Here is a 22,350-nt window from a genome sequence, read left to right as displayed (position 1 = left end):
TTATCCACAGCTGACCTACGCACAAAAAAAATCGCAGCTTCGGCTGCGATTTTTGTATCTGACTCGAGAGGCACCATGGATCGCTTCCAGGAAATGCACATCTTCACCACCGTCGCTCAGGAGCAAGGCTTCTCCTCTGCCGCGCGGCGTCTGGGTTTGTCAGCGGCCAGCGTCACGCGTGCGGTGGCGGCGCTGGAGTTGCGCATCGGCACGCAGTTGCTGATTCGTACTACGCGCAGTGTGCATTTGAGCGAAGCCGGGCAGCGTTATCTGGAGGATTGTCGGAGGATTCTCGCTGAGGTGCAGGAAGCCGAGGATTCGGCAGCGGGCAGTCATGCCGAGCCGCGTGGGCAACTGACGGTCACAGCGCCGGTGTTGTTCGGTGATTTGTTTGTGACGCCGCTGATGGCGCGTTATCTGGCGCAGTATCCGGATGTCACGATCAATGCGGTACTGGTCGATCGGATCGTCAACATGGTCGAGGAGGGCATCGATGTGGCGGTGCGTATCGGTGATCTGCCGGACAGCAGTCAGCATGCTGTTCGCGTGGGTGAGGTGCGTAGGGTCATTTGCGGCTCGCCGGACTACTTTGCCAAATATGGCCGACCGGCTCATCCCCACGCGTTGGCGGGCGCGCCAGTGGTGGCGACTTCAGCGATTGGCCAGCAACGCAGTTGGCCGTTTCTCGACGCGGGCGAACCGCTTAGCGTGCGTCCTGAGCCGCGTCTGATCGTGACCGCCAATCAGGCAGCGATTACCGCAGCCTGCATGGGGCTGGGCTTGACTCGGGTGCTGTCTTATCAAGTTGCCAGCAAAATCGCGACCGGTGAGCTGGAAATCGTCCTCGCTGAATTTGAACTGCCGACATTGCCGATCCATGTGGTTTATCAGGGCGGGCGCAAGGCGCCGGCGCGGATTCGCAGTTTTGTCGATTTCACCGCCAACGCTTTGCGCGAACATCCTGCTTTGAAAGGCGCTGCGTTATTGCACCCAATGAAATAATCGATTGCGGTTACTGGTTATTCTGTTGTTTTTGCGATCAGCGCAAGATGGCCTCCATCGGCGCTCTCATTCCCGCAGTGGCGCCCCTGTTCAGCGGAGTCGACCATGCAAGCGATCAAACTCTACAACTTTCCACGTTCCGGCCACGCCCACCGTGTCGAGCTGATGTTGTCCCTGCTGCAACTGCCGACCGAGCTGGTTTTCGTCGATCTGGCCAAGGGTGAGCACAAGCAGCCGGCGTATCTGGCGATCAACAGTTTTGGCCAAGTACCGGCGATTGATGACGGCGGCGTGGTGCTGGCCGACTCCAACGCGATTCTGGTGTACCTGGCGCAGAAATACGGCAACGGCCGTTGGTTGCCAACGGATCCTGTCGGCGCCGCACGTGTGCAGCGCTGGTTGTCGGCCGCAGCCGGACCTATCGCTTTCGGGCCCGCTGCAGCGCGACTGGTCACGGTGTTTGGCGCACAACTGAATGCGGACGAGGCAATCACCCGGGCGCATAACCTGCTCAAGGTGATGGACATCGAGTTGGGCAAAACCGCGTACCTGGCCGGCGACGAACCGACCATTGCCGACGTTTCTGCCTACAGTTACATCGCCCACGCACCGGAAGGCAACGTGTCGCTGGACGACTACGGCAACGTCCGCGCCTGGCTGGCGCGGGTTGAAGCCTTGCCTGGTTTCGTCGGCATGCCGCGTACGGTTGCCGGTCTGCAAACCACTGCCTGATTTTCGCAATCGACACTGCGCCGACGGTGCAGGGGAGAGGTCGTGATGGAACGTTCACCGTGGCACGCTGGCGAACAGCAATTGCAGGCCCATGTCGGCGTTGCCGATCGTATGGAAGCATTCGGGCGTAAGGTGATTCGCACCTGGATGCCGGATCAGCACCGTGAGTTCTATCAGCAACTGCCCTTCATGCTGTACGGCGCAGTCGATGCGCAGGGGATGCCGTGGGCCAGTGTGCTCGAAGGTGCGCCGGGGTTTGCCCGGTCGCCGGATCCCGAGCATTTGCATTTCGCCAGCCAGCCTGCTGCCGATGACCCGGCGCAACTGCGCAATGGCGAGCCGATCGGTTTGCTCGGCATCGAATTGCACACCCGCCGGCGCAATCGGCTCAACGGCCATGTCGGCAATCTAAGCGCTGATGGTTTTGACGTCAGCGTGGATCAGGCCTTCGGCAACTGCCCGCAGTACATTCAACTGCGGCAGTTTCAGCGGGTGCCGCTCACGGATCCGCGGACACGCCCGGCTGAGCATCTGAGCGGCCTCGATGATGCAGCCATAGCGCTGATCGCTGGCGCTGATACGTTTTTTGTCGCCAGTTATGTCGATGTCGACGGCCAGCGTGCGGTGGATGTTTCTCACCGGGGTGGCCAGGCCGGTTTCGTACGGGTGGAAGGCAATCGTCTGACCATCCCTGACTTTGCCGGCAACCTGCATTTCAACACCCTCGGCAATCTGCTGCTCAATCCCAAGGCCGGCTTGCTGTTCATCGACTTTTCCACAGGTGATCTGCTGCAACTCAGCGGGCGTACCGAGATCCTTCTCGATGACCCGCAGATCGAGGCCTTTCAAGGTGCGGAACGGCTGTGGACATTTGAGGTGGAAAAACTGGTGCGGCGTCCGGCAGCTCTGGCGTTGCGCTGGCGCTTCGACGGCATGTCGCCGACCAGTCTGTTGACCGGTAATTGGGCCGAGGCGGACGCGCGTTTGCAGGCGCAGGCACTGGGTAATCAATGGCGGCCGCTGCGCGTGGCGAAGATCGAAGCGGAGAGTCGCCACATCCGCTCGATCTATCTGGAGCCGACCGACGGCGCCGGTTTGCCGGTGTTTCTCGCCGGCCAGCATCTGCCGCTGCGTTTTACCCTCGACGGTGAGGTACACATCCGCACCTACAGCCTTTCGAGTGCGCCATCGGATGGTTTCTACCGGATCAGCGTGAAGCGCGAAGGGCTGATCTCCTCGCACCTGCATGAGCAGATTCGCGTTGGCGATGTACTGGAGGCGCGGGCACCGCAAGGGCATTTCACTGTCGCGCCACTGGAGCACCGACCGTTGGTGCTGTTGGCGGCCGGAGTAGGCATCACGCCGTTGCTGTCGATGCTGCGCGAGGTTGTGTACCAGGGCTTGCGCACGCGGGGGATTCGTCCGACGTTGTTGCTGCAGAGTTCGCGCAGTCTGGCGGATCAGCCATTTCGAAAGGAGCTGGATCGTTTGCTCGAAACCGCCGGCGATTCTGTACGAGTGCTGCGTCTGCTCAGCCAGCCGGAAGCCGATCTGCAAGAGGGCGAGGATTTCGATGTGCATGGGCGCATCGACGGCGCGGTGCTGAGGAACCTGCTGGAGGCCGAGGATTTCGACCAGCTCGACTTCGTGCTCTGCGGCCCTGGTGGTTTTACCCAAGGGTTGTACGACACCCTGCGCGAACTGGATGTGCGCGACGCGCAGATTCACGCGGAAACCTTTGGCCCGTCGACCCTGAAACGTCAGGCCGATCCGGATGCGATCGTGATCGAGCAACCGCCCGCAGCGACCACTTCGGTGCCGGTGGTGTTTGAGCGCTCGGCGAAAGAGGCACGTTGGCAACCCGATGGCGGCAGTTTGCTGGAACTGGCAGAAAGTCGCGGACTACGCCCGGAGTTCAGTTGCCGTGGTGGGTCGTGCGGTACCTGCAAGACCCGGCTGGTCAGTGGCGCGGTGAATTATCCACAGGTGCCGGCGGATATTCCGGAAGCGGGGCATGTGCTGATTTGTTGCGCGGTCCCGGCGCAAAGCACGCAGCCGCTGGTACTGGATCTGTAACCTGACCCTGTAGGAGTGAGCCTGCTCGCGATCGCGTCGGGTCAATCAACATCATTGTTGCTGACAGACCGCTATCGCGAGCAGGCTCACTCCTACAATGAATCTGTGTTGAATAGCATTAAGCGTAAGACAGGGATTTCTCTTCCAGCAATTCCTGATACAGCTCTGTCCACTTGCGGCCCATGTCATCGGCTGTGAATAACTGCCGGTAACGCGCTTCGGCTTTCACCCCCATCGTTGCGGCGCGCACCGGGTCTTCCCACAGTGTGCGCATCGCCTCGCGAAACGCCTGTGGATGACTCGGAGGCACCACCAGCCCGGTTTCGTTGTGAATATTGATGTAGCTGGTGCCAGTGCCGATCTCGCTGGAGATCATCGGCTTGCCGTACATCGCGCCTTCCAGCAAAGAAATGCCGAACGCTTCCGAGCGCAGGTGCGAAGGGAAGACGATGGCGTAGCTCAGTTGCAGCAGTGCGACTTTGTCTTCGTCACCCAGGCGCCCGAGGAAATGAATGTTGCGCAGGCCCAGCGCCCGAGCCTGAGCGTGCAGTTCCAGTTCCAGAGGCCCGGCGCCGACAATGACCACGGGATAGTCCACGTCTTTCAGGGCCTCCAGCAAAATGTGCAGGCCTTTGTAGTAACGCATCACGCCGACAAACAGAAAAAACTTGTCCCCAACCTGCTGGCGCCAGCGATTCATTCGTTCGGCATCAGGCTGTGGATAACCGGCCTTGTTCAAACCGTAGGGAATCACTCGGGTCTTGTCCTGGAACTGCTGCAGCACATCGCTGGTGTGCAGGTAGTTCGGTGAAGCGGCAACGATGCGGTCGGCGCTGGCGAGGAAGCGATTCATCAACGGGCGATAGAGTTTGAGCAAGTGCTTTTGGCGAATGATGTCCGAATGGTAGGTCACCACGCTTGGTTTATTCATCGCACTGGCGAAATGCACCATGTCCATGAACGGCCACGGGAAGTGGTAATTGACCACGTCGGCCTCGGCGGCCAGCTCGCGAAACTGTTTGAACACACTCCAGGAAAAACCGGTGGAGGCGAATTGAATATCCAGTTTGGCGCGGTGCACTTCGTGCTGACCGAGTTGCACCACGGCCGGTGTCGGGTCAGCGCTCAATGTCAGCACCTGGCCATCGATGCCGTGCTGGGCGCCGCTCTCGCAGAGCTGGAAGATCACTTGCTCAATGCCGCCGACGGAGTCAGGCAGGTACGTCTTGAAAAAATGAAGAACTCGCATTCAACCTCCCATGGCCTGGCGGTAGGCACTGGCTGTGGCCTGTGCACAACGCTCCCAGGAAAAAAGCCGTGACTGCTGTAACCCGGCTTCTTGGCATGCCTGCCAATGCGCTTGATCGTCGATCAGTCGGCTCAGCGCGTCACGCAGGCCTTCTGCATCGTCAGCTTCAATATAGTTGCCCGCCGCGCCCGCGACTTCCGGCATCGCTGAAGAACGCGTGAGCACCACCGGTGTGCCGCTGGCCATGGCCTCCAATACCGGCAGACCAAAACCTTCATACAGTGATGGAAAAATCAGCGCCCGGGCGCCGGCCAGCAGTTGCGCGACCTGTTCATCGGGCAGATAACCGAGCAGGCACACGTGCCCGCTGGCCAGTGCCTGACGCAAGGGGTCGCTGAACTGTTCGCGCTCCCACCCGGTCATACCGACGATCAACAGCGGAAAGCGCTGGCGCACAGCCTCCGGCAACAGGGCATGGGCACGTAGGGCCAGGCCAAGATTCTTGCGCGGCTCCAGCGTACCCACACTCAGGAAATATTCCCGCGCCTCGACCGCGTGCGCCTTGAGCACCGCGTCAATGGTGCTCGCCTCGCGTGGATGAAAGCGCTCGGCGACGCCCAGTGGCGCCACCACAAAACGCTCGGCAGGCAGGCCGAAATAAGCTTGAGCTTCCTCAGCAATGGCTTGCGAGTCGGTGAGAATCACCTGCGCCTGTTGCACACCCTGAGCCAAGCGACGCTCGATTTCCTTGAGCCGTGCCGGGGGCTGGGTCTCGGGGAAATGCAGGTGTGTCAGGTCGTGCAGGGTGATTACGGTCGGGCCGTCGAAGGCCAGCGGCCACAGACTTGGCTCGTGATAGAGGTCGATACCTTGCGCGCGCCCCTGATCGAAGCGTTTCTGCTCCAGCCAGCGGCGCGCCTGATAGGCACCGGGGATTTGCCGCAGCAGTGGCGTCAGACGCGAGTAACCGGGCATGGCCGCTTCCGGCAGCGCCGAACTCCAGCCCCAGCCATGGAATAACGTCACATCCATATCAGGCTCGCTGCGCAAGGCGTTGACCAGTTCGGCGACGTAGTGGCCGATGCCGGCACGCGGCGCCTGGAGAATTCGTGCGTTAAGGGCAATGCGCATGCAGCCTCGCTGGCGCCGCCGGCGCTTGCAGAACGTTACGCACGCTGCGTTCGGCCAGTTGCAGACTGGCTTCGCGCCAGCCGATCCACTGCCAGTCCGTGACGTCGCGAGCAGCGGGGAACTGGCCGCTGCGCTGGAATTGATTGATCAGGTCGGCAAGGCTTTGCGGATCCTGCAGATCAAAGTACGCCATGAACTCGCCGCCGATTTCGCGGAACACCGCGATATCACTGCCCATCGCCGGCAAGCCACGCTGCATGGCTTCCACCAGGGGCAGACCAAAGCCTTCGACGAACGAGGGAAACACCAGCGCACTGGCGTGGGCGTAGGCGTGTTCAAGGCTGGTGTCACTGAGGTCGTTGAACATGAACAGACGCTGGTTCAGCTCGGGATGATTGCGCACCCGGGCGAGGAGGGTGTCGCATTTCCAGCCGACCCGCCCGGCGATGCACAGCCGGGCCGTCGAGCCTGTGGCCCAGGCGCGCTCGAAGGCATCGAGCAGATACGCATGATTCTTGCGCGGCTCGATGGTGCTGACCATCAGGTAAACCGGGTCTGTTGTCGTGAACAATTGTCTTAGGCGTGGATCAACCGTGGCCTGGTCGTTGTGCAGATCCAGTTCGGAACCCAAGTGAAAGAAATCGAACCAGCGTTTATTGGTCTGCTCGGCACCGATTCTGCGCTGCATCTCTTCATGCACTTGATCGCGCACCGTGGCGGAAATCGCCATGTAGCCATCCGCTGTGCGGGTGATCCAGTCGAACCATTCGCTGAAGACCTCGACCAGACGCGTATCGTAAAACTGTGGGTGAGTCAGCGGGATCAGGTCGTAGATCACCGCAATCATGCCGACGCCGTCGCGTTTCAGTCGCTCGACGTGGGCAAAAAAATCCGAGTGCCAGGATGAATCCAGCAGCATCAATTGATCGCCCGGCTGATGTTGCAGTGGTGAACAACGCTTGAGCAATTGCCTGCGGTTGATTCTTCGGATCAGGCGGATCGGCAGGCCGAATGCGCCGAAGATGGTGAGCCGGTATCCGACATACAAAATTCGTCGCGCCAGCTTCGAGGTGCATTGGGCGTCACGCCGCTGGTGCCATTGCCAGACGCGATGGGCGAGGCGCTCCAGGCGTCCACCGAAGGTTTCCAGCGCGTTGAAAAAAGGCGTATCGCACGCTGCCAATTGCAGGACGCGATAAAGTTCGCCATTGAGCACCACCACTGGCATGCACTCGACGCCTGCGGCGCTGGCAGGCAGTTGCTTGATGACGTTGCGCACCACACGCTGAATCCCCGAGTTGACCGTCGGGTTTTTGAATACATGGGTGCACTCCACCAGCAAGCGGGTCATGGTGTGCGCTCGACATGGCTGACTTCGGTGTCACGGCTGATCGTGGTCTGCGCGTTGAGCCATGCGCAACCGACGAAATCTTCTCGTCGATTGTTGATGACATGAAACACCAGACCGAGATCACGCCACTCGTAATTTCGATCCAGGTGCGAGTCCAGCCGCGACAGGCTCAGGGCCACGGAGTAGTTGCCTTTGCCCAGCCCCATGACAAACGCAAAGCGATAGCTGATGCGCTCGCCGGCCCGCAGGTTTTCCAGTGCCTGATGCTGGCGATGAGTGTTGATGCCGTACATGGGCTGGCCGAGGCGATCCTTGATCATGAACCCCAATACCAGCCGTTCGATGTCCTGACGCACTTCGACGTCAACCGCCAGTACCACTGGCTGACCGACTTCGGCGGCTTCGATCGAGCGTTCGGACTCGTCCAGCAGGCGCACCCGCAGAATGCCGGCTTCGCCAGTGCCCGACACCGTTTGCACCTGGCCGTCGCTGAGTATTTCCTGACGTACGGTCTGGCCTTCACGTTCAGCGAGCAAGGCGTTGTAGTAATCCATCACCGTTTCGGGCGTGTCGTGCATGGCCATGCGGCCACCCTCTAGCAGTATCGCCGAATCGCAGATCGATTGAATCGCCGAACGGTCATGGGACACGATCAGCAGGGTGGTGCCGGCCGCGCGGAAGCCGCGGATGCGTTCGAAGCTTTTATGCTGGAAATAGGCATCGCCCACGGACAACGCTTCGTCGACGATCAGAATATCGGGGCGGCGCGCGGTGGCGACGCTGAATGCCAGCCGCATCTGCATGCCACTGGAGTAGGTGCGCACCGGATGATCAATCGCCTCGCCGATTTCAGCAAAGCGCTCGATCTGCGGCATCAATGCATTGATTTCCTCCAGTTGCATACCGAGCAGTTGCCCGGCCATCACGGCGTTTTGCCGGCCAGTGAAGTCCGGGTGAAAGCCCATGCCCAGTTCCAGCAATGCGGCGACCCGACCCGATAGCTCAATGGTGCCGCAAGTCTGTCGGCTGGTGCCGGTAATCATCTTCAGGAGCGTACTCTTGCCCGCGCCATTGGCCCCGACGATGCCCACGGCCTGGCCGGCCGGGATCTCGAATGTCAGGTCCTTGAGTACCCAATGCTGGCGGTGACGCAGTGCTGAAAAAGGAATCAGCCATTCAGCCAGGCGACTCCAGCGGCTGGGGTATTGCTTATAGGCTTTGCCCAGCCCGGTGACACGGATATGTCCCATCAGAGTTCATCCACCATTTCACCAACCCGTTGACGGAACAGGCGCAGGCCGATGGCGCAGAACACTACGCCGATCACGAATGTCGGCAGCAGTGAGCTCCAGAGTGGCCATTGGCCGTAGAGGAACAGATTCTGGTAGCTGGCGATCAGGTTGGTCAGCGGGTTGTATTGCAGCAGGCTCTGCAACCACTCCGGCAAGATGGAGATGGGATAGACGATCGGCGTCAGCCAGAACCAGAATTGCAGACAGATACCGAAGAGCTGCCCGACATCACGGAAGAACACATTGAGTACGCCCAGCACCATACCGAGTCCGGCGCAGAGCATCATTTGCAGGGCCACCAGCGGCACCAGCGCCATCAGGGCCATGCCCGGCCAGCGTCCGGTGACGAGCAGGAAACCGAGAAACAAGCCGATGATGATGGCGAAATTTATCCCGGCATTGATCAACACGATCACCGGCAGGCAGACCCTCGGGAAACTTATTTTCTTCAGCAGGTTGGCGTTGTCCAGAAACATGTTCTGGCTGCGCAGGGTGATTTCCGAAAACAGCCCCCACGTCAGCAGGCCGGCGCACAGGTAAATGCTGTAGGCCATGCCGTCATCCACACCGGGCAAGCGGGCGCGCATGATGTGAGAAAAGATCACGGTGTACACGATGATCATCGACAGCGGATTGAAGATCGGCCACAGGGCGCCGAACAGCGAATTGCGATAACGCGCTTGAAACTCTCGTTGTACGCTGCCGAGGATGAAACCCCGGTATTCATGCAGCGAGCGGAACAGGGAAAGCAGCATCTAAACCGTCCTGCCGTACTGGTCTTCGAAGCGGACGATATCGTCCTCTCCCAGGTATTCACCGCTTTGCACCTCGATGATCACCAGATCGATCACCCCGGGGTTTTCCAGGCGATGCTTGTGGCCGGCGGCGATGAAGGTCGATTCGTTCTTGGCTACCAGCGTCGTACCGCTGCCATTGTTGGTGACCTTGGCCATGCCTTCGACCACTACCCAGTGTTCATTGCGGTGATGGTGCATTTGCAGCGACAACTTGCCGCCAGGCTTGACCACGATGCGTTTGATCTTGAATCGCGGGCCTTCCTCGAGCACGGTGTAGGTGCCCCACGGACGGCTGACGGTGCGATGCAGGCGATAGGCTTCGTGGGATTTGTCCTTGAGTTGCTTGGCCACGCGGCGCACATCCTGCGCACGGTCGGCGTGGGCTACCAGCACGGCGTCAGCAGTATCGACCACGATCAGGTTATCCACACCCACTGTTGCTACCAGCCGGCCATCGCTCTGGACAAAGTTGTTATGGCTGTCGATAAAGATCGCTTCACCGCTGGCGCGGTTGTTGTCGGCGTCGGCCGGTACCAGGGCCGCGACGGCGCCCCACGAACCGATGTCGCTCCAGTCGAAACCGGCGGGCACGACCACCACTTTTTCCGAGCGCTCCATCAGTGCGTAATCGATGGAAATGTCGGTGATTTCAGCAAACAGCGCCGGTGAAAGCTCCTGTTGCAGGCAGCCGACGGTTTCGATCGGCGCACTGGCGGCCATACAGACGCGGGTCTGCTCCAGCAGTTCAGGCGCATGTAATTGCAGTTCGGCAATCACGCTGGCAGTGGTGAAGCAGAACATTCCCGAGTTCCACAGGAAGTTGCCGCTTTCCAGGTAATGGGTCGCGGTTTGCAGGTCGGGTTTCTCGACGAAACGCTGCACTTTCGCCGCGCCTTTGGCATCCAGCGGGGCACCGGTTTCGATGTAGCCGAAGCCGGTTTCCGGGGCGGTCGGCGTCACACCGAAGGTCACCAGATAACCGTCTTTGGCCAGATTGACCGCGTGCTCGACAGCCGTCTTCAGCGCGTCCTGATTGACGATCAAATGATCGGCGGGCATCACCACCATGATCGCGTCGTCACCGTGCAGTGCTTGCAGCGACAACGCGGCAGCAGCAATGGCCGGCGCCGTGTTGCGCCCGGTCGGCTCCAGCAGGAAATGCCCGCGATGACGCGAGACATGTGCGGCGCAATAGTGATCCTTGCTCTGGAAGTAGTACTCGCGGTTGGTCACCGTGACAATATCGCCCCAGCCGTCGAGCAACGCTGCCGCACGCCGGTAGGTCTTGCCCAACAGCGACTGGCCGTCGGGCAAATTCATGAACGGTTTCGGATGGCCCTCGCGGGACACCGGCCACAAACGGGTGCCGGCACCGCCGGACAAAATCACGGGAATCAGCATGGCCTACTCCTTGGCGACGCGTTTCATGTCCGCATCCATCATCATGCGGATCAAGGTATCCAGGTCTGTTTTCGGCTTCCAGCCCAGCACGCGCTGAGCCTTGGCCGGATTGCCGAGCAGCACTTCAACTTCGGCGGGGCGGAAGAACGCCGGGTCGATCTTCACGTAATCGCGGTAGTTGAGGCCGACGTGATCGAAGGCGATGCGGCACATTTCCCGCACGGTGGTGGTGACACCGGTGGCCACCACGAAGTCGTCAGGTTTGTCCTGTTGCAGCATCAGCCACATGGCTTCGACGTAATCACCGGCAAACCCCCAATCGCGTTTCGCATCGATGTTGCCCAGGGCCAGCTCCTGCTGTTTGCCTTGCTTGATGCGTGCGGCGGCATCGGTGACCTTGCGTGTGACGAACTCGATGCCGCGCAGCGGCGATTCGTGGTTGAAGAGGATGCCGCTGTTGGCGTGCAGGTTGAAACTTTCGCGGTAGTTGACGGTGATCCAGTGACCGTAGAGTTTGGCCACTCCGTAAGGGCTGCGCGGATAGAACGGCGTGTTTTCATCCTGTTGCTCGGCCTGGATCAGACCGAACATTTCGCTGGTCGAGGCTTGATAGAACCGGGTGTGCGGGCTGAACTGGCGGATCGCTTCGAGCAGGTGGGTAACGCCCAGGCCATCGACGATGCCGGTGGTCACCGGTTGACTCCACGACGCGGCGACAAAGCTCTGCGCGGCGAGGTTATAGACCTCGTCCGGCGCTGATTGAATGACTGCTCGCTGTACCGAACAGGCATCGGCCATGTCACCGTCCAAATAGACGATGTCGGCTTCGACGCCCATTTCGCGCAGACGCCAGCGCGAGTCGCTGCTGCGTCGTGCAACGAGGCCGTGAACCTTGTAGCCCTTGTCGAGCAGCAACTTGGCCAGATACGCGCCGTCCTGGCCGGTGATCCCTGTGATGAGTGCACTTTTTGTCATTCTTGTCGTACTCGCGTCTCCCAGTCGGACAGGATCGTCCGCAGGGATTGTTGTGTGGTGATGGCTGGCGACCATCCGGTGGCTTTGGCCAGTTTTGCGTGGCTGCCGCAAACGCGGCGCTGATCGGCGCGGCGTATGCGCGCGGGGTCTTGCACCAGTTGCATCTCCACTTCGGCCAGGTCGCCGAGTTGCTCGATCAGGCTGCGGATGCTTTGCTCACGACCCGAGCAGATGTTGTAGACCTGGCCGGGTGTGCCTTTTTCCAGCAGCGCGAGATAGGCCGAGATCACATCGCCGACATCAAGAAAATCTCGCGTCACGTCGATATCGCCGACTTCAAGTTGCGGTGCTTGACGGCCCTGTTTGATGCGACTTATCTGGCGGGCGGCACTGGCGATGACAAAGCTGTCTTTCTGGCCGCTGCCGATGTGGTTGAACGGACGCGCCACCAACACCGGCCAGCCTTCACTCAGGCCCCATTGGAGGCTGAGAAATTCGGCCGAGAGCTTGCTCACTGCGTAAGGATTGCGCGGGCAGGGCGCCTGTTGTTCGGTGATGGGCAGATCGCTTTCGCCAACCTGGCCGTAAACGTCACCGGAGCTGACATACAGGAAAGTGCCGGCAAAGCCGCGTGTCTTGAGGGCTTGCAGCAGATTGAGCGTACCGAGCAGATTGATCTCGAGTGTGCGTGCCGGATCGCGGAAGGCTTCGGGGACGAAAGTCTGCCCGGCCAGATGAATGACTGCATCAGGCAGCTGCGGCCACAGATCGGTGAGGCTGCTCGCATCGGTGAGGTCGTAAGGCAAAGCGGCAGGCAGCAGCTCCCACGACGAATCCGGCAATGCCAGACGCGACTGAATATGGTGTCCCACGAATCCACTGAGACCCGTGACGAACAGACGCTTTTTCAAACAGCGACCCCTTGGTCTTGAACTTGCGCCACTTTCCCACAGGCTTTGAAGGAAGGTCTGTCAGAACAGTAGAAAAACTGCTTTTAAGAAAGGCGAAGTCAGTTGTTGTAGTTGTTTGTTGCCAATCTGTGCCAAATGCTCGGCAATTTCAACAGGCCAAACCGTGACCGGTCAGTTCTCGTTAGCGTAGTCCGGTTTATTCTCGCCGGGCGGTTCACGAACCCTTCGCGGATGTGTTTAGAATGCGCCTTGTCACGATTGGCCGGGCTCGTCGGCATCGTCGTGAAAAAAGGTGAAACTGACCACTAAAACAAGAACAAGACGGGACCGAAGACGGAGGACGGATATTGATCCGATCCAACGCTTTGCCGTCATAGTGTGAGGCTGCCGGGATGGCAGTTTCATTGTGGAATGCCATGAATTTCATTCTTTATTCGGACATCAACGACAGTTCAATCAGCCAGAATCTTGGGCATCCCGATGCCAGTCACTACTTTGTGCTGAAGGCCTATGTGCCGTTGCTCGAAACGCTCGGGCGAGTGCACGTGGTCAGTGCTGTGACAGAGGTAGATCCGCTCTACCGACAGTTGCTCGCCGCTGGCCAGGAGAGTGTTTTCCTCTCGTTCACCCGGCCGCAGAAAACCCTGACCGATCTCCAATGCCCGACCGTTTGTGTTGTGACGTGGGAGTACGACTCCATCCCCAACGAGCAGTGGGGCAACGATCCACGCCAGGACTGGACGCGCATGCTGGCCAAACATGGCCGCGTGATCACACTGTCCAGCTACACCGCCCGAGCGATCCAGCGCACCATGGGCGAAGACTTTCCGGTGTTGGTCTTGCCAGCCCCGCTGTGGGAGCACTTTGCAGCGATTCGTGAGCAACACGTCAGCGCGCCGGTCAATGCGGGTACGACATTGACGGTCAAAGGTTGCATCTTTGATTCTCGCCAGATGAACCTGCATCCGGATAATCTGCTGCCCGAGCCGCTGACCCCCGAAGAGCTGGCCGAAATCGAGGCACAGCTGGAGGCCTTGCGTCCACCACCGCTGACCTTGAAGCGGCGCTTTGTCATTGCCCGGCATTTCCTGCGGTTGTGGTTGCTGAATCTGGGCCACGAGCAGAAACCGCCAGTGCGACGCGTGAGGTTTCTGCAGAACTGGTACTGGGAAGGGATTCGCGATCTGGTTCCAGAGACTTTGCATGACTGGCTCGGCAAACGTCTGCCAAACATCGCAGGCCCACAGCCTTTACCGGTAGCAGTCCAACCGCCGCCCCGGGATATGCCGGACAGTTCATTAGCGGTTCAAACCCGCGTGGACGGCGTGATCTATGTGACGGTGTTCCGCCCCGAGGACGGGCGCAAGAACTGGCTACAGATCCTGACTGCTTTTTGCGCGGCATTTCGCGACACCCCCGACGCCACACTGGTGATGAAATTTACCCAGAGTGATCTGGCGGCGGTGTACGCGCACCTGATGACACCGCTGGCGCAACTGGCGCCGTTCTCCTGCCGTGTCGTGATGATTCAGGGCTATCTGGATGATGCTGAATACGCGCGGCTGTACCAAGCGGCGAGTTTTTACGTCAACGCTTCGCACTGCGAAGGCTTGTGCTTGCCGCTGATGGAGTTCATGGCGTGCGGCAAACCGGTGATCGCTCCCGATCACTCGGCGATGCAGGATTATATCGATGAGTCTGTGGCGTTCGTGGTCGGCTCCAGCGTAGAGGCGTGCACATGGCCCCATGACCCGCGAATGCTGTTTCGCGCACAACGGCATCGGCCGGACTGGGGGTCATTGAAGAAGGCCTACGAAAACAGTTACCGGATGGCCAAGACACAACCCCAGGAGTATCAGCGCATGTCGCTGCAGGCGATCGAACGCATGCACGATTACTGCGCGCAACCGGCGTTGCAAAAGCGTGTCGCCGATTTTTTCGGGCTGGCATCACCGGTCGACAACGTTGCCCCGATTACGGATAACGCCTCATGCTGATCATCATCCATTCGGAAACCAACCAGCACACCATCAGCCGCAACCTCGGGCGTTCCGAGTACAGCTATTACTTCGTACTCAAGGAGTATCGACCGGTGCTGGAGCGGCTCGGGCGGGTGATCGAGGTCCTGGACCCGAACACTGAAGTCGATGCGCTGTATGCAGATTGCCAGTCCCGAGGCGAGCCTTGTGTATTTCTGTCGTTCTCGCCTCCGCACCGCACCCCGGTGCATCTGGCCTGCCCGACGTTGCCGGTATTCGCCTGGGAATTCAGCACCATCCCCAACGAGCCGTTTGCCGGCGATCCGTTGAACGACTGGCGTACGGTACTCAACGCCTGCGGTGCGGCGATCACCCATTCCAGTTACACGGTCGATGCGGTGCGCGAAGCGATGAGCGTCGGTTACCCGATTGTTGCCGTACCCGCCCCGGTCTGGGATCGATTCGCCGCGCGTGGCGTTCAGTTGCAGGGGCAACCTGTGGTCGATTCGGTACGACTGACGATCAGAGGGCTGGTGGTCGACAGTCGCGAAGTCGATCTGGATGCCTTCGGCCCGGTGCATTTGCGCAGTGGCCCGGGCATCGATTTCCTGGCGCCTGTCACCGAGCAGACGTTGTTGCTTGAAGGCGTGGTCTACACCTCGGTGTTCAACCCGCGCGATGGCCGCAAGAACTGGGAGGACATGATCAGCGCATTCTGCGTGACGTTCCGTGAGACTGATGACGCGACACTGGTGCTCAAACTCACTCACCACGATGCCGAAGAAGCACTCACCGACATCCTTCATCATCTGTACAAAAACCAGCCTTATCGCTGCCGCGTCGTATTGGTCTATGGCTATCTGGCGGACGCGGATTACGAGCGGCTGGTGCAGGCGACGCGCTACGTGGTCAATACGTCCTACGGCGAAGGCCAGTGCCTGCCGCTGATGGAATTCATGTCTTGCGGCAAGCCGGCCGTGGCGCCGTGCACGACGGCGATGATCGATTATCTGAACGCCGATAACGCGTTCCTGATCGAGGCGACCGAGGAGTTTACGGCCTGGCCGCACGATCCGCGCTCGGCCTACCGGACCCTGCGCTACGCGGCCAATTGGGCGTCGATTTGCGCGGCCTACCGAGCCAGCTACGCGGTGGCCAAAAACGATCCGCAGCGTTACGCGCACCTGTCGGCGCAAGCCGTGGAGAGTCTGCGAGGGTTTTGCAGTCAGGCTGTGGCTGAACAGCGCTTGCAGGCATTTTTTGCGCAACTGTTCGAGCGCCGCGCTGAACTTGCCATGGAGGCTGCCGGAGCATGATACGTCGATTGTTCCAGCGATTTTTAGCCGAACCGCAAGCGCCGCAAGCCGTTGAACCCGTCGACGAACCCGTGGTTGATCCGACACCTGAATCCGAACCGGAACCTTTGTTCACCTGGTCGCCGCGCGACGTCGGTTTGCGTGATGCGGTTCTGGACGGCTGGTTTCTCAATGACAGCGGCGAATTGCTCAAGGGCTTTGCCATAACGCCTGACGACACCTTGCTCGACGTCGGTTGTGGCGAGGGGGCCGCGACGTTGTTTGCGGTACGCCAGGGCGCATCGGTGATCTTCACCGACAGTGAGCACGACAAAGTGAGCGAGCTGGCGCGTCAGGTTGAAGCCAAGAGTTCCAGGCCGAGTCTGGGGCTGGTCAGTAACAGCTTGCCCTTGCCTCTGGCGGACGGTTGCGCGAGCCGAGTGGTGTGTATGGAGGTGTTGGAGCACGTCGACGAGCCCGAGCCGTTCATGGCCGAACTGGCGCGTATGGGGCGGCCCGGTGCGTTGTATCTGCTCAGCGTGCCGGCACCGGTTGGCGAGCATCTGCAGAAAGGTATCGCCCCCGCGAGTTATTACCAGTCTCCCAATCATGTACAGATTTTCACCCCGGAGCGCTTCGAGGCGATGGTCGAGGATGTCGGATTGGTCATCGAACATCGGCAAGCCACCGGGTTCTTCTGGGTGATGGGGATGATTTTTTTCTGGGCCAGCGAAAAGGCTGCCGGCAAGGATCCGGGCGGTGCGGTGCGCGATCGCATTCATGCACCGTTCCCGCATTTGATGGGCGGGTGGGCGAGGACCTGGGAAGAGATGCTTGACCGGCCCGACGGGCTTGCGATCAAACAGGTACTCGACCAGTTCATGCCCAAGAGCCAGGTGATCATTGCCCGTAAACCACTCGATGCGGGGGAGCCGGATGGGCAGTAAGCGAATCATGGACATCGAGGTGCTGCGCGCCATTGCAGTGCTTGGTGTGTTGTTTCATCACTTGCCAGCTCTGTTCAGAGACCCCGTGCCGCTGCTCGAATCCAGTCGTGCCTGGTTTGGACTGTGGTGGGGGGTGGATCTTTTTTTTGCGATTTCCGGATTTGTCATCGCCCGCAGTCTGATTCCTGCGCTGCGCAGTTGCAGCAATCGTCAGGAGTACTGGGAGCAAACGCGTAACTTCTGGTTGCGGCGAGCCTTTCGCCTGCTGCCATCGGCCTGGTTGTGGCTGGCACTGATACTGCTGCTGTGCGTTTTTTTCAACCGCTCCGGGGCGTTCGGCACGGTGCAAGCCAACGTGCAGGCCACGCTTGCGGGGGTATTTCAATACGCCAATTTCCGCTTTGCTGATGCGATTTTTCATTACGAGTACGGCAGCAGTTTCGTCTACTGGAGCCTGGCGCTGGAGGAACAGTTCTATCTGCTGTTTCCGTTGCTGATCCTGCTCTGTCGCAAGCACCTGGTGTGGGTCTTGCTGGCGCTGGTTGCGGTGCAACTGTTCACGGTGCGGACAACGCTGTTGATGACCATACGAACCGACGCGCTCGCCCTTGGCGTTTTGTTGGCAATGTGGAGCGTTCAACCGGGTTATCAACGCTGGCAGCCTACGTTTCTGCGCCGTCCGTGGACCGGGATTTCGGTGCTGGTCATTGTCGGGTTGCTGATGGCTTTCCTGGGCGCCGAACGCTTTACCATGGCGCCCTATCGCATCGGTGCCATCGCCATTCTCAGCGCCGTGCTGGTATGGATCGCCTCGTACAACAGAGACTATCTGTTGCCGACCGGGCGCTTGCAGCGAGTGATGGCGTGGGTAGGCAACCGTTCCTACGGGATCTACCTGATCCACATTCCGGTGTATTTACTGGTACGCGAGGTCACTTTCCGTTTGCAGAGTGCAGGCCTGCCGAGTCCGGCGGGACACCCGATCGTTACCCTGTTGCTTGCAGGGGGCCTGATTGTATTGATCAGCGAACTGAATTATCGCTTCATTGAAATGCCTATGCGACTTCGCGGTACCGCACTGATACAACGTCTCGGGACGTCGCGAAAATCCGTTGCGTCTACTGAAGCCACGTTCTGATCGATTTGTGTAACCTTGCAGCCTTGAGGTGTCAGGGATCTGGAAGGTATGCGGTTTATTGTCGGTCTGTTTGCTTTGATGGTGCTTTGTGCTTGCGAGCAGCAGGATGCGCCAGCCCTCGACCAACAACTCTACATCTGGCAACGGCAATGGACGCCGGCCCATGAGACGGCGTTGCGTGACAGCCGCCAAGACTTCTCGACGCTGCGCGTGCTGGCGCTGCAGGCCTTTCCGAACGCGGGATGGAGTCGGGCGCGGATCGATGCGCACTTACTGAAAGCCGAGGGTCGTCCGTTGATTGCGGTGATTCGTCTCGACGGCCAGCTCATGTCGCTGGATCAGGATCAGGTCACCGCGCAGATTCTGCAGGTGCTTGCCGATTGGCAGGCGCAAGGGCTGACGCTGAGCGGTGTCGAAATCGACCACGACGCGGGCAATGCGCGGTTGCCGGCGTATGCTGAATTTCTCAGACATCTGCGCTCGGCCTTACCGACGAATCTGCCCTTGAGCATCACGGCACTACCGGCCTGGCTCGGCAGTGTGCAATTGCCCGAACTTCTGCAAACCGTCGACAGCAGCGTGCTGCAAGTGCATGCCGTCAGCGATCCACGCCGGGGTTTGTTCGATCCTGATCAGGCGTTGAAGTGGGCCAAGGCCTGGGCACGGATTACCGACAAACCTTTTTATCTCGCGCTGCCGGCTTACGGTGTCGCGCTGTTGCCGGATGACGGCGGGGCGCCGGTGGTGGAAAGCGAGGTGCAACTTGAGCGCGGCGGTGAGCGTCAGGAGTTGCTCGCCGATCCGCTGCAGTTGAGCCAACTCGGCAAGACCCTGCGCGAAGACCCGCCGGCGCATCTGGCCGGGCTGATCTGGTTTCGCTTGCCGCTGGCCAATGATCGCCGCGCCTGGAGCCTGACCACCCTGCGCGCGGTGGCCCGGGGTGATCAACTCGTCAGCCAGCTCGGCGTGACGTTCAGCGAACACGACGGTCTCTACGACATCAAACTCGAAAACCCCGGTAACCTCGACAGTGCCTGGCCTGCGCAAATCACCTTGAAGGCGCAAAGCTGTGAAGGCGCCGATGCGCTCGCCGGTTACTCGTTGCAACTAGCCCCGGATCTGCTTACCTTCACCCGCCTGCGCGACGGCCGTTTGCCGGCGGGCGGGCAGCGCGCCATCGGTTGGGCGCGCTGCGCCAATATTGATCAAGGAGGTTCGCATGTTGACCCGTAACTGGCCCCGCCATCTGCTCTGCCTGAGCCTCTGCCTGCCGCTGGGTTCGGCGCTGGCCTGCGGACCGGATTTCCCCATGCGCCTGCTCGACAATCGCGGGCAAACCCTCGCGGATCTGCCTGAGGGCAACTTCAACTTCGAACTCAGTCGCCTCGGCAAAGCCATCGCCGGGCTGAAGAATGTCACCGCGGCAACGCACAATCCGAACGATATGTACGGCGAGGAAAACGCGGCCGCCGAGGCACGGGAGAAGGCCGAGCAGGCCGGACTGAGCGCCGAGCAGCAAGCGTTGGTCAAACAACTGCGTGGCCTGACCGATGCGCGTCAGGTCGAGGTGCAGGGCGCCAGTCTGCCGACGGAAATCCGTTTGTATGTGGCCGGTGCGGTGGCGTTTGCCACAGGCGATCATCAACTCGCGGTCGCGTATTTCAACAAGCTGCTGGCGCTGCCGGCAGATCAGCGTCCGTTGCGCAGCACGTGGGCGGCGTATTCGCTGGGCCGTACCTGGTTTGCGATGAGCAGCGAAGGAGGGGATGGGGTCGAGGCGCTGGAACAATCGCGTGATGCGTTCCGCCAGGCCCGGCAACTGAGCATCGACGGTTTCAGCGATCCGCTGGAGTTGGGTGTTGCCAGCCTCGGTGAAGAGGCGCGGGTGTTGCGCTCGGCAGGCGACTGGAGCGGCGCCATCGAATTGTATGAAGCACAGAATCTGCACGGTTCGGCCGTGGGTTACACCTCGCTCAAGCAATTGATGAATGAACTGGCGGAGTTGCCCGAGGCCGAACTGGCCGAGCTGCTGCAACACAAAGCCGTGCAGCAAATGGTCACGGCATCGCTGGTCAGCCGCCAAGGCTGGTCGTTTGGCGATGAGCCGCCGAACGAGAAGAAACTGGTCAAGCTGCTGCAAAACAGCACCCGTGGCAGCCTCGACAACGCTGATCGTCTGGCGGCAATGAGTTATCAACAGGGTGATTACGCTGGGGCCAAGGCTTTTCTCGAGAACGCCGGCGACGGCGGATTGGCGTGGTGGCTACGGGCGAAACTGGCGGTGCGTGACGGCGATAAAAATGCCGCGGCCGCCGCCTATTCGAAAGCCGCGCAGGCCTTCCCGCAGAGCGAAGACTGGGGTTACCGGCGCACCCCGGACTGGGCGTATGAAGCCGTTCAGCCGAAGTGCCGGGTCGAGGGCGAAAGCGCGATTCTCGCCTTGCAGCGCGGCGAATACCTGCAAGCCTTCGTGCAGTTGTATCGCAGCAACAGCACCTATTGGTTCGACGCTGCGACCGTGGCCGAACGCGTGCTGACGGTCGAGGAATTGAAAAAATACGTCGACGACAACGTCCCGGCGCCGCCGGCGTTGACCCAGCAGGAGCGTGACAACTACGTGCCGCTGCCGGTCGCCGCCAGCCTGCGCAATCTGCTCGGTAGACGCTTGCTGCGTGAAGGGCATTACGCCGACGCGGTGGCTTATTTCGACAATTCCGACCTGCAAAACAAGGCCCGACTCTACGGCGAACAACGGCTGAAGGCTGATGCCGCGTGGTGGCCGACCAAGCGCGCCAGTGCCTTGTACAACGCGGCGTGGACAGCCCGCGAGTGGGGCATGGATATTCTCGGTTACGAGATGGCGCCGGACTACGCCACGTTCGGTGGCAACTACAGCCTGGAAAGTACCGAGCTGAAAGTCGGTCCGCTGGTGAGCGAAGCCGAAGTGCAACGTCAGGTCGCCAGCGAAGCGAAACCGGATCAGCGCTATCACTACCGTTTCGTCGCCACCGCGCTGGCCGGGCGCGCCGCTGACAACCTGCCGCACACCAGTCAGGCGTTTGCCGCAGTGCTGTGCAACGCCGCTGGCTGGAACAGTAGCCTGGAAGATCAGAGCGCGCTGTATCAGCGTTACATCAAGGAAGGTCCGTTTGTCCCGTGGGCGGTGGATTTCGGCAATCAGTGCCCGTACCCGGATTTCGAAAACGCCGACAAGCGTTACGTCACCCAGGTCACGGATGCCGTGCGTTCATCGCTGCGGCCGTACAAGTGGCCGGTGCAGATCGGCGCGGTTGTGCTGGTCGCCGGTGCTGCGTTGCTGTTGATCAGCCGTCGCCAGCGCAAGGTCCGTAAAGGCTAAGCTTGCTGGACGAAGGTCAGGCGCACGGCGAAACCGATCAGCAAGCTGCCGAACAACCATTGTTGTACGCGTTGGGCCGTTGGACTGTGTTGCAGCCAACGACCCAGCGCGGCGCCGGTGAGGGCGTAGGCGCTGTCGAACAGCAGGCCGATACCGACAAGCAGCATGCCCAGCACGGCGAACTGGCTTAGCACCGCCACGCCGTCATTGACGATGAACTGCGGCAGCAACACCGAGCAGAACAGCAGCGCTTTGGGGTTGAGCAGGTTGGTCAGCAAACCGCGTCGGACGGCTTCGCGCCATTGCCCGTGCGCGTCGACAGCTTCACCGGTATTCAGGTTCGGCAGCAGGGTGCTGCGCAGGCATTGAATGCCGATCCACAGCAGATATGCTGCCCCCGCCAATCGCACCACCTCGAATGTCCACGGCGCCGCTTTGAACAGCGCCGCCAGCCCCAACGCCGCAAGGGCCACGTGACAACCACGGGCGATGCCCAGACCGACAGCGGTGGCCAGCGCCGCGCCGCGTCCCTGCCGAGCGCCGGTTTGCAGCAGCAGGATCATGTCCGGGCCGGGCAACAGATAGACCACCGCCAATGCCAGGAAGAACAGCCAGAGACTCGCCATGTTGCAGCCCTTTCGTTGTCGATTCGGTGCGCCAAGTCTAGGCCCGAAAGGTGAGGCAGGTGCTTGCGTAGTCCGCTTCAAAAGCCTGCT

Annotated in this window: 18 protein-coding genes; 9 read left to right on the top strand and 9 right to left on the bottom strand. The window is 60.4% G+C overall.

The window, feature by feature from the left end:
* The first annotated feature begins 75 nt into the window (after nt 1–75).
* The 3 genes from AB4O11_RS08400 to AB4O11_RS08390 all read left to right on the top strand — a co-directional run bounded on the left by AB4O11_RS08400 (nt 76) and on the right by AB4O11_RS08390 (nt 3,810).
* Nucleotides 76–1,002, top strand: coding sequence for a LysR family transcriptional regulator (locus tag AB4O11_RS08400; protein ID WP_093429557.1), 927 nt, complete (start codon nt 76–78; stop codon nt 1,000–1,002).
* 105 nt (nt 1,003–1,107) lie between these two features.
* A complete protein-coding gene (locus tag AB4O11_RS08395; protein ID WP_093429558.1) occupies nt 1,108–1,734 on the top strand; it encodes a glutathione S-transferase family protein in 627 nt (208 codons plus the stop codon).
* A 45-nt stretch (nt 1,735–1,779) separates the two neighbouring features.
* Nucleotides 1,780–3,810 carry a pyridoxamine 5'-phosphate oxidase family protein gene (locus AB4O11_RS08390; RefSeq protein WP_460130456.1) on the top strand — a complete coding sequence of 677 codons (2,031 nt, stop codon included), beginning with the start codon at nt 1,780–1,782 and terminating at the stop codon, nt 3,808–3,810.
* A 118-nt stretch (nt 3,811–3,928) separates the two neighbouring features.
* Here the strand turns inward: AB4O11_RS08390 and AB4O11_RS08385 are convergent, their stop codons facing one another.
* From AB4O11_RS08385 to AB4O11_RS08350, 8 genes are read right to left on the bottom strand one after another with little or no spacing between them, the layout of a single operon-like run.
* Nucleotides 3,929–5,059, bottom strand: coding sequence for a glycosyltransferase family 4 protein (locus AB4O11_RS08385; protein WP_460130455.1), 1,131 nt, complete (start codon nt 5,057–5,059; stop codon nt 3,929–3,931).
* A complete protein-coding gene (locus tag AB4O11_RS08380) occupies nt 5,060–6,190 on the bottom strand; it encodes a glycosyltransferase family 4 protein (RefSeq protein WP_460130454.1) in 1,131 nt (376 codons plus the stop codon).
* Nucleotides 6,174–7,541: a glycosyltransferase family 4 protein gene (locus AB4O11_RS08375; RefSeq protein WP_460130453.1), complete on the bottom strand. Its 1,368-nt coding sequence runs from the start codon at nt 7,539–7,541 to the stop codon at nt 6,174–6,176. The genes AB4O11_RS08380 and AB4O11_RS08375 overlap by 17 nt, the downstream gene beginning before the upstream one ends.
* A complete protein-coding gene (locus AB4O11_RS08370; RefSeq protein ID WP_099757590.1) occupies nt 7,538–8,791 on the bottom strand; it encodes an ABC transporter ATP-binding protein in 1,254 nt (417 codons plus the stop codon). Before AB4O11_RS08370 ends, AB4O11_RS08375 begins: the two co-directional genes overlap by 4 nt.
* A complete protein-coding gene (locus tag AB4O11_RS08365) occupies nt 8,791–9,588 on the bottom strand; it encodes an ABC transporter permease (protein WP_460130452.1) in 798 nt (265 codons plus the stop codon). The genes AB4O11_RS08370 and AB4O11_RS08365 overlap by 1 nt, the downstream gene beginning before the upstream one ends.
* Nucleotides 9,589–11,031: a mannose-1-phosphate guanylyltransferase/mannose-6-phosphate isomerase gene (locus tag AB4O11_RS08360; protein ID WP_460089345.1), complete on the bottom strand. Its 1,443-nt coding sequence runs from the start codon at nt 11,029–11,031 to the stop codon at nt 9,589–9,591.
* A 3-nt stretch (nt 11,032–11,034) separates the two neighbouring features.
* Nucleotides 11,035–12,006: a GDP-mannose 4,6-dehydratase gene (gene gmd / locus AB4O11_RS08355; protein WP_093429566.1), complete on the bottom strand. Its 972-nt coding sequence runs from the start codon at nt 12,004–12,006 to the stop codon at nt 11,035–11,037.
* Complete coding sequence (locus AB4O11_RS08350; protein WP_099757587.1) at nt 12,003–12,917, bottom strand: GDP-mannose 4,6-dehydratase; 915 nt, start codon at nt 12,915–12,917, stop codon at nt 12,003–12,005. The genes gmd and AB4O11_RS08350 overlap by 4 nt, the downstream gene beginning before the upstream one ends.
* Before the next feature lie 416 nt (nt 12,918–13,333).
* Between AB4O11_RS08350 and AB4O11_RS08345 the strand changes: the two genes are divergently transcribed.
* Genes AB4O11_RS08345 through AB4O11_RS08320 form a run of 6 tightly spaced genes read left to right on the top strand, consistent with a single transcriptional unit; the run spans nt 13,334 to nt 21,634 of the window.
* Entirely contained in the window at nt 13,334–14,914 is a 1,581-nt protein-coding gene (locus tag AB4O11_RS08345) for a glycosyltransferase family 4 protein (protein ID WP_460130451.1), read from the top strand.
* The gene (locus tag AB4O11_RS08340; protein WP_460130450.1) at nt 14,908–16,212 is read left to right on the top strand and encodes a glycosyltransferase; all 1,305 of its coding nucleotides are present in this window, start codon (nt 14,908–14,910) and stop codon (nt 16,210–16,212) included. The genes AB4O11_RS08345 and AB4O11_RS08340 overlap by 7 nt, the downstream gene beginning before the upstream one ends.
* The gene (locus AB4O11_RS08335; protein ID WP_460089340.1) at nt 16,209–17,138 is read left to right on the top strand and encodes a class I SAM-dependent methyltransferase; all 930 of its coding nucleotides are present in this window, start codon (nt 16,209–16,211) and stop codon (nt 17,136–17,138) included. Before AB4O11_RS08340 ends, AB4O11_RS08335 begins: the two co-directional genes overlap by 4 nt.
* A complete protein-coding gene (locus tag AB4O11_RS08330; protein WP_460130449.1) occupies nt 17,128–18,276 on the top strand; it encodes an acyltransferase family protein in 1,149 nt (382 codons plus the stop codon). Before AB4O11_RS08335 ends, AB4O11_RS08330 begins: the two co-directional genes overlap by 11 nt.
* Before the next feature lie 48 nt (nt 18,277–18,324).
* Nucleotides 18,325–19,509 carry a DUF3142 domain-containing protein gene (locus tag AB4O11_RS08325; protein ID WP_460089339.1) on the top strand — a complete coding sequence of 395 codons (1,185 nt, stop codon included), beginning with the start codon at nt 18,325–18,327 and terminating at the stop codon, nt 19,507–19,509.
* Nucleotides 19,496–21,634: a hypothetical protein gene (locus AB4O11_RS08320; protein WP_320336100.1), complete on the top strand. Its 2,139-nt coding sequence runs from the start codon at nt 19,496–19,498 to the stop codon at nt 21,632–21,634. Before AB4O11_RS08325 ends, AB4O11_RS08320 begins: the two co-directional genes overlap by 14 nt.
* Here AB4O11_RS08320 and AB4O11_RS08315 read toward each other — a convergent pair.
* On the bottom strand, nt 21,631–22,260 hold the full coding sequence (locus AB4O11_RS08315; protein ID WP_093429574.1) for a LysE family translocator: 630 nt from the start codon (nt 22,258–22,260) through the stop codon (nt 21,631–21,633). The genes AB4O11_RS08320 and AB4O11_RS08315 overlap by 4 nt on opposite strands.
* Nucleotides 22,261–22,350 lie beyond the last annotated feature (90 nt).

The organism is Pseudomonas sp. H1_D05 (genome assembly GCF_054682705.1).
Note: the sequence above shows the minus strand (reverse complement) of the source record. Positions and strands in the feature narration are given on the sequence as shown.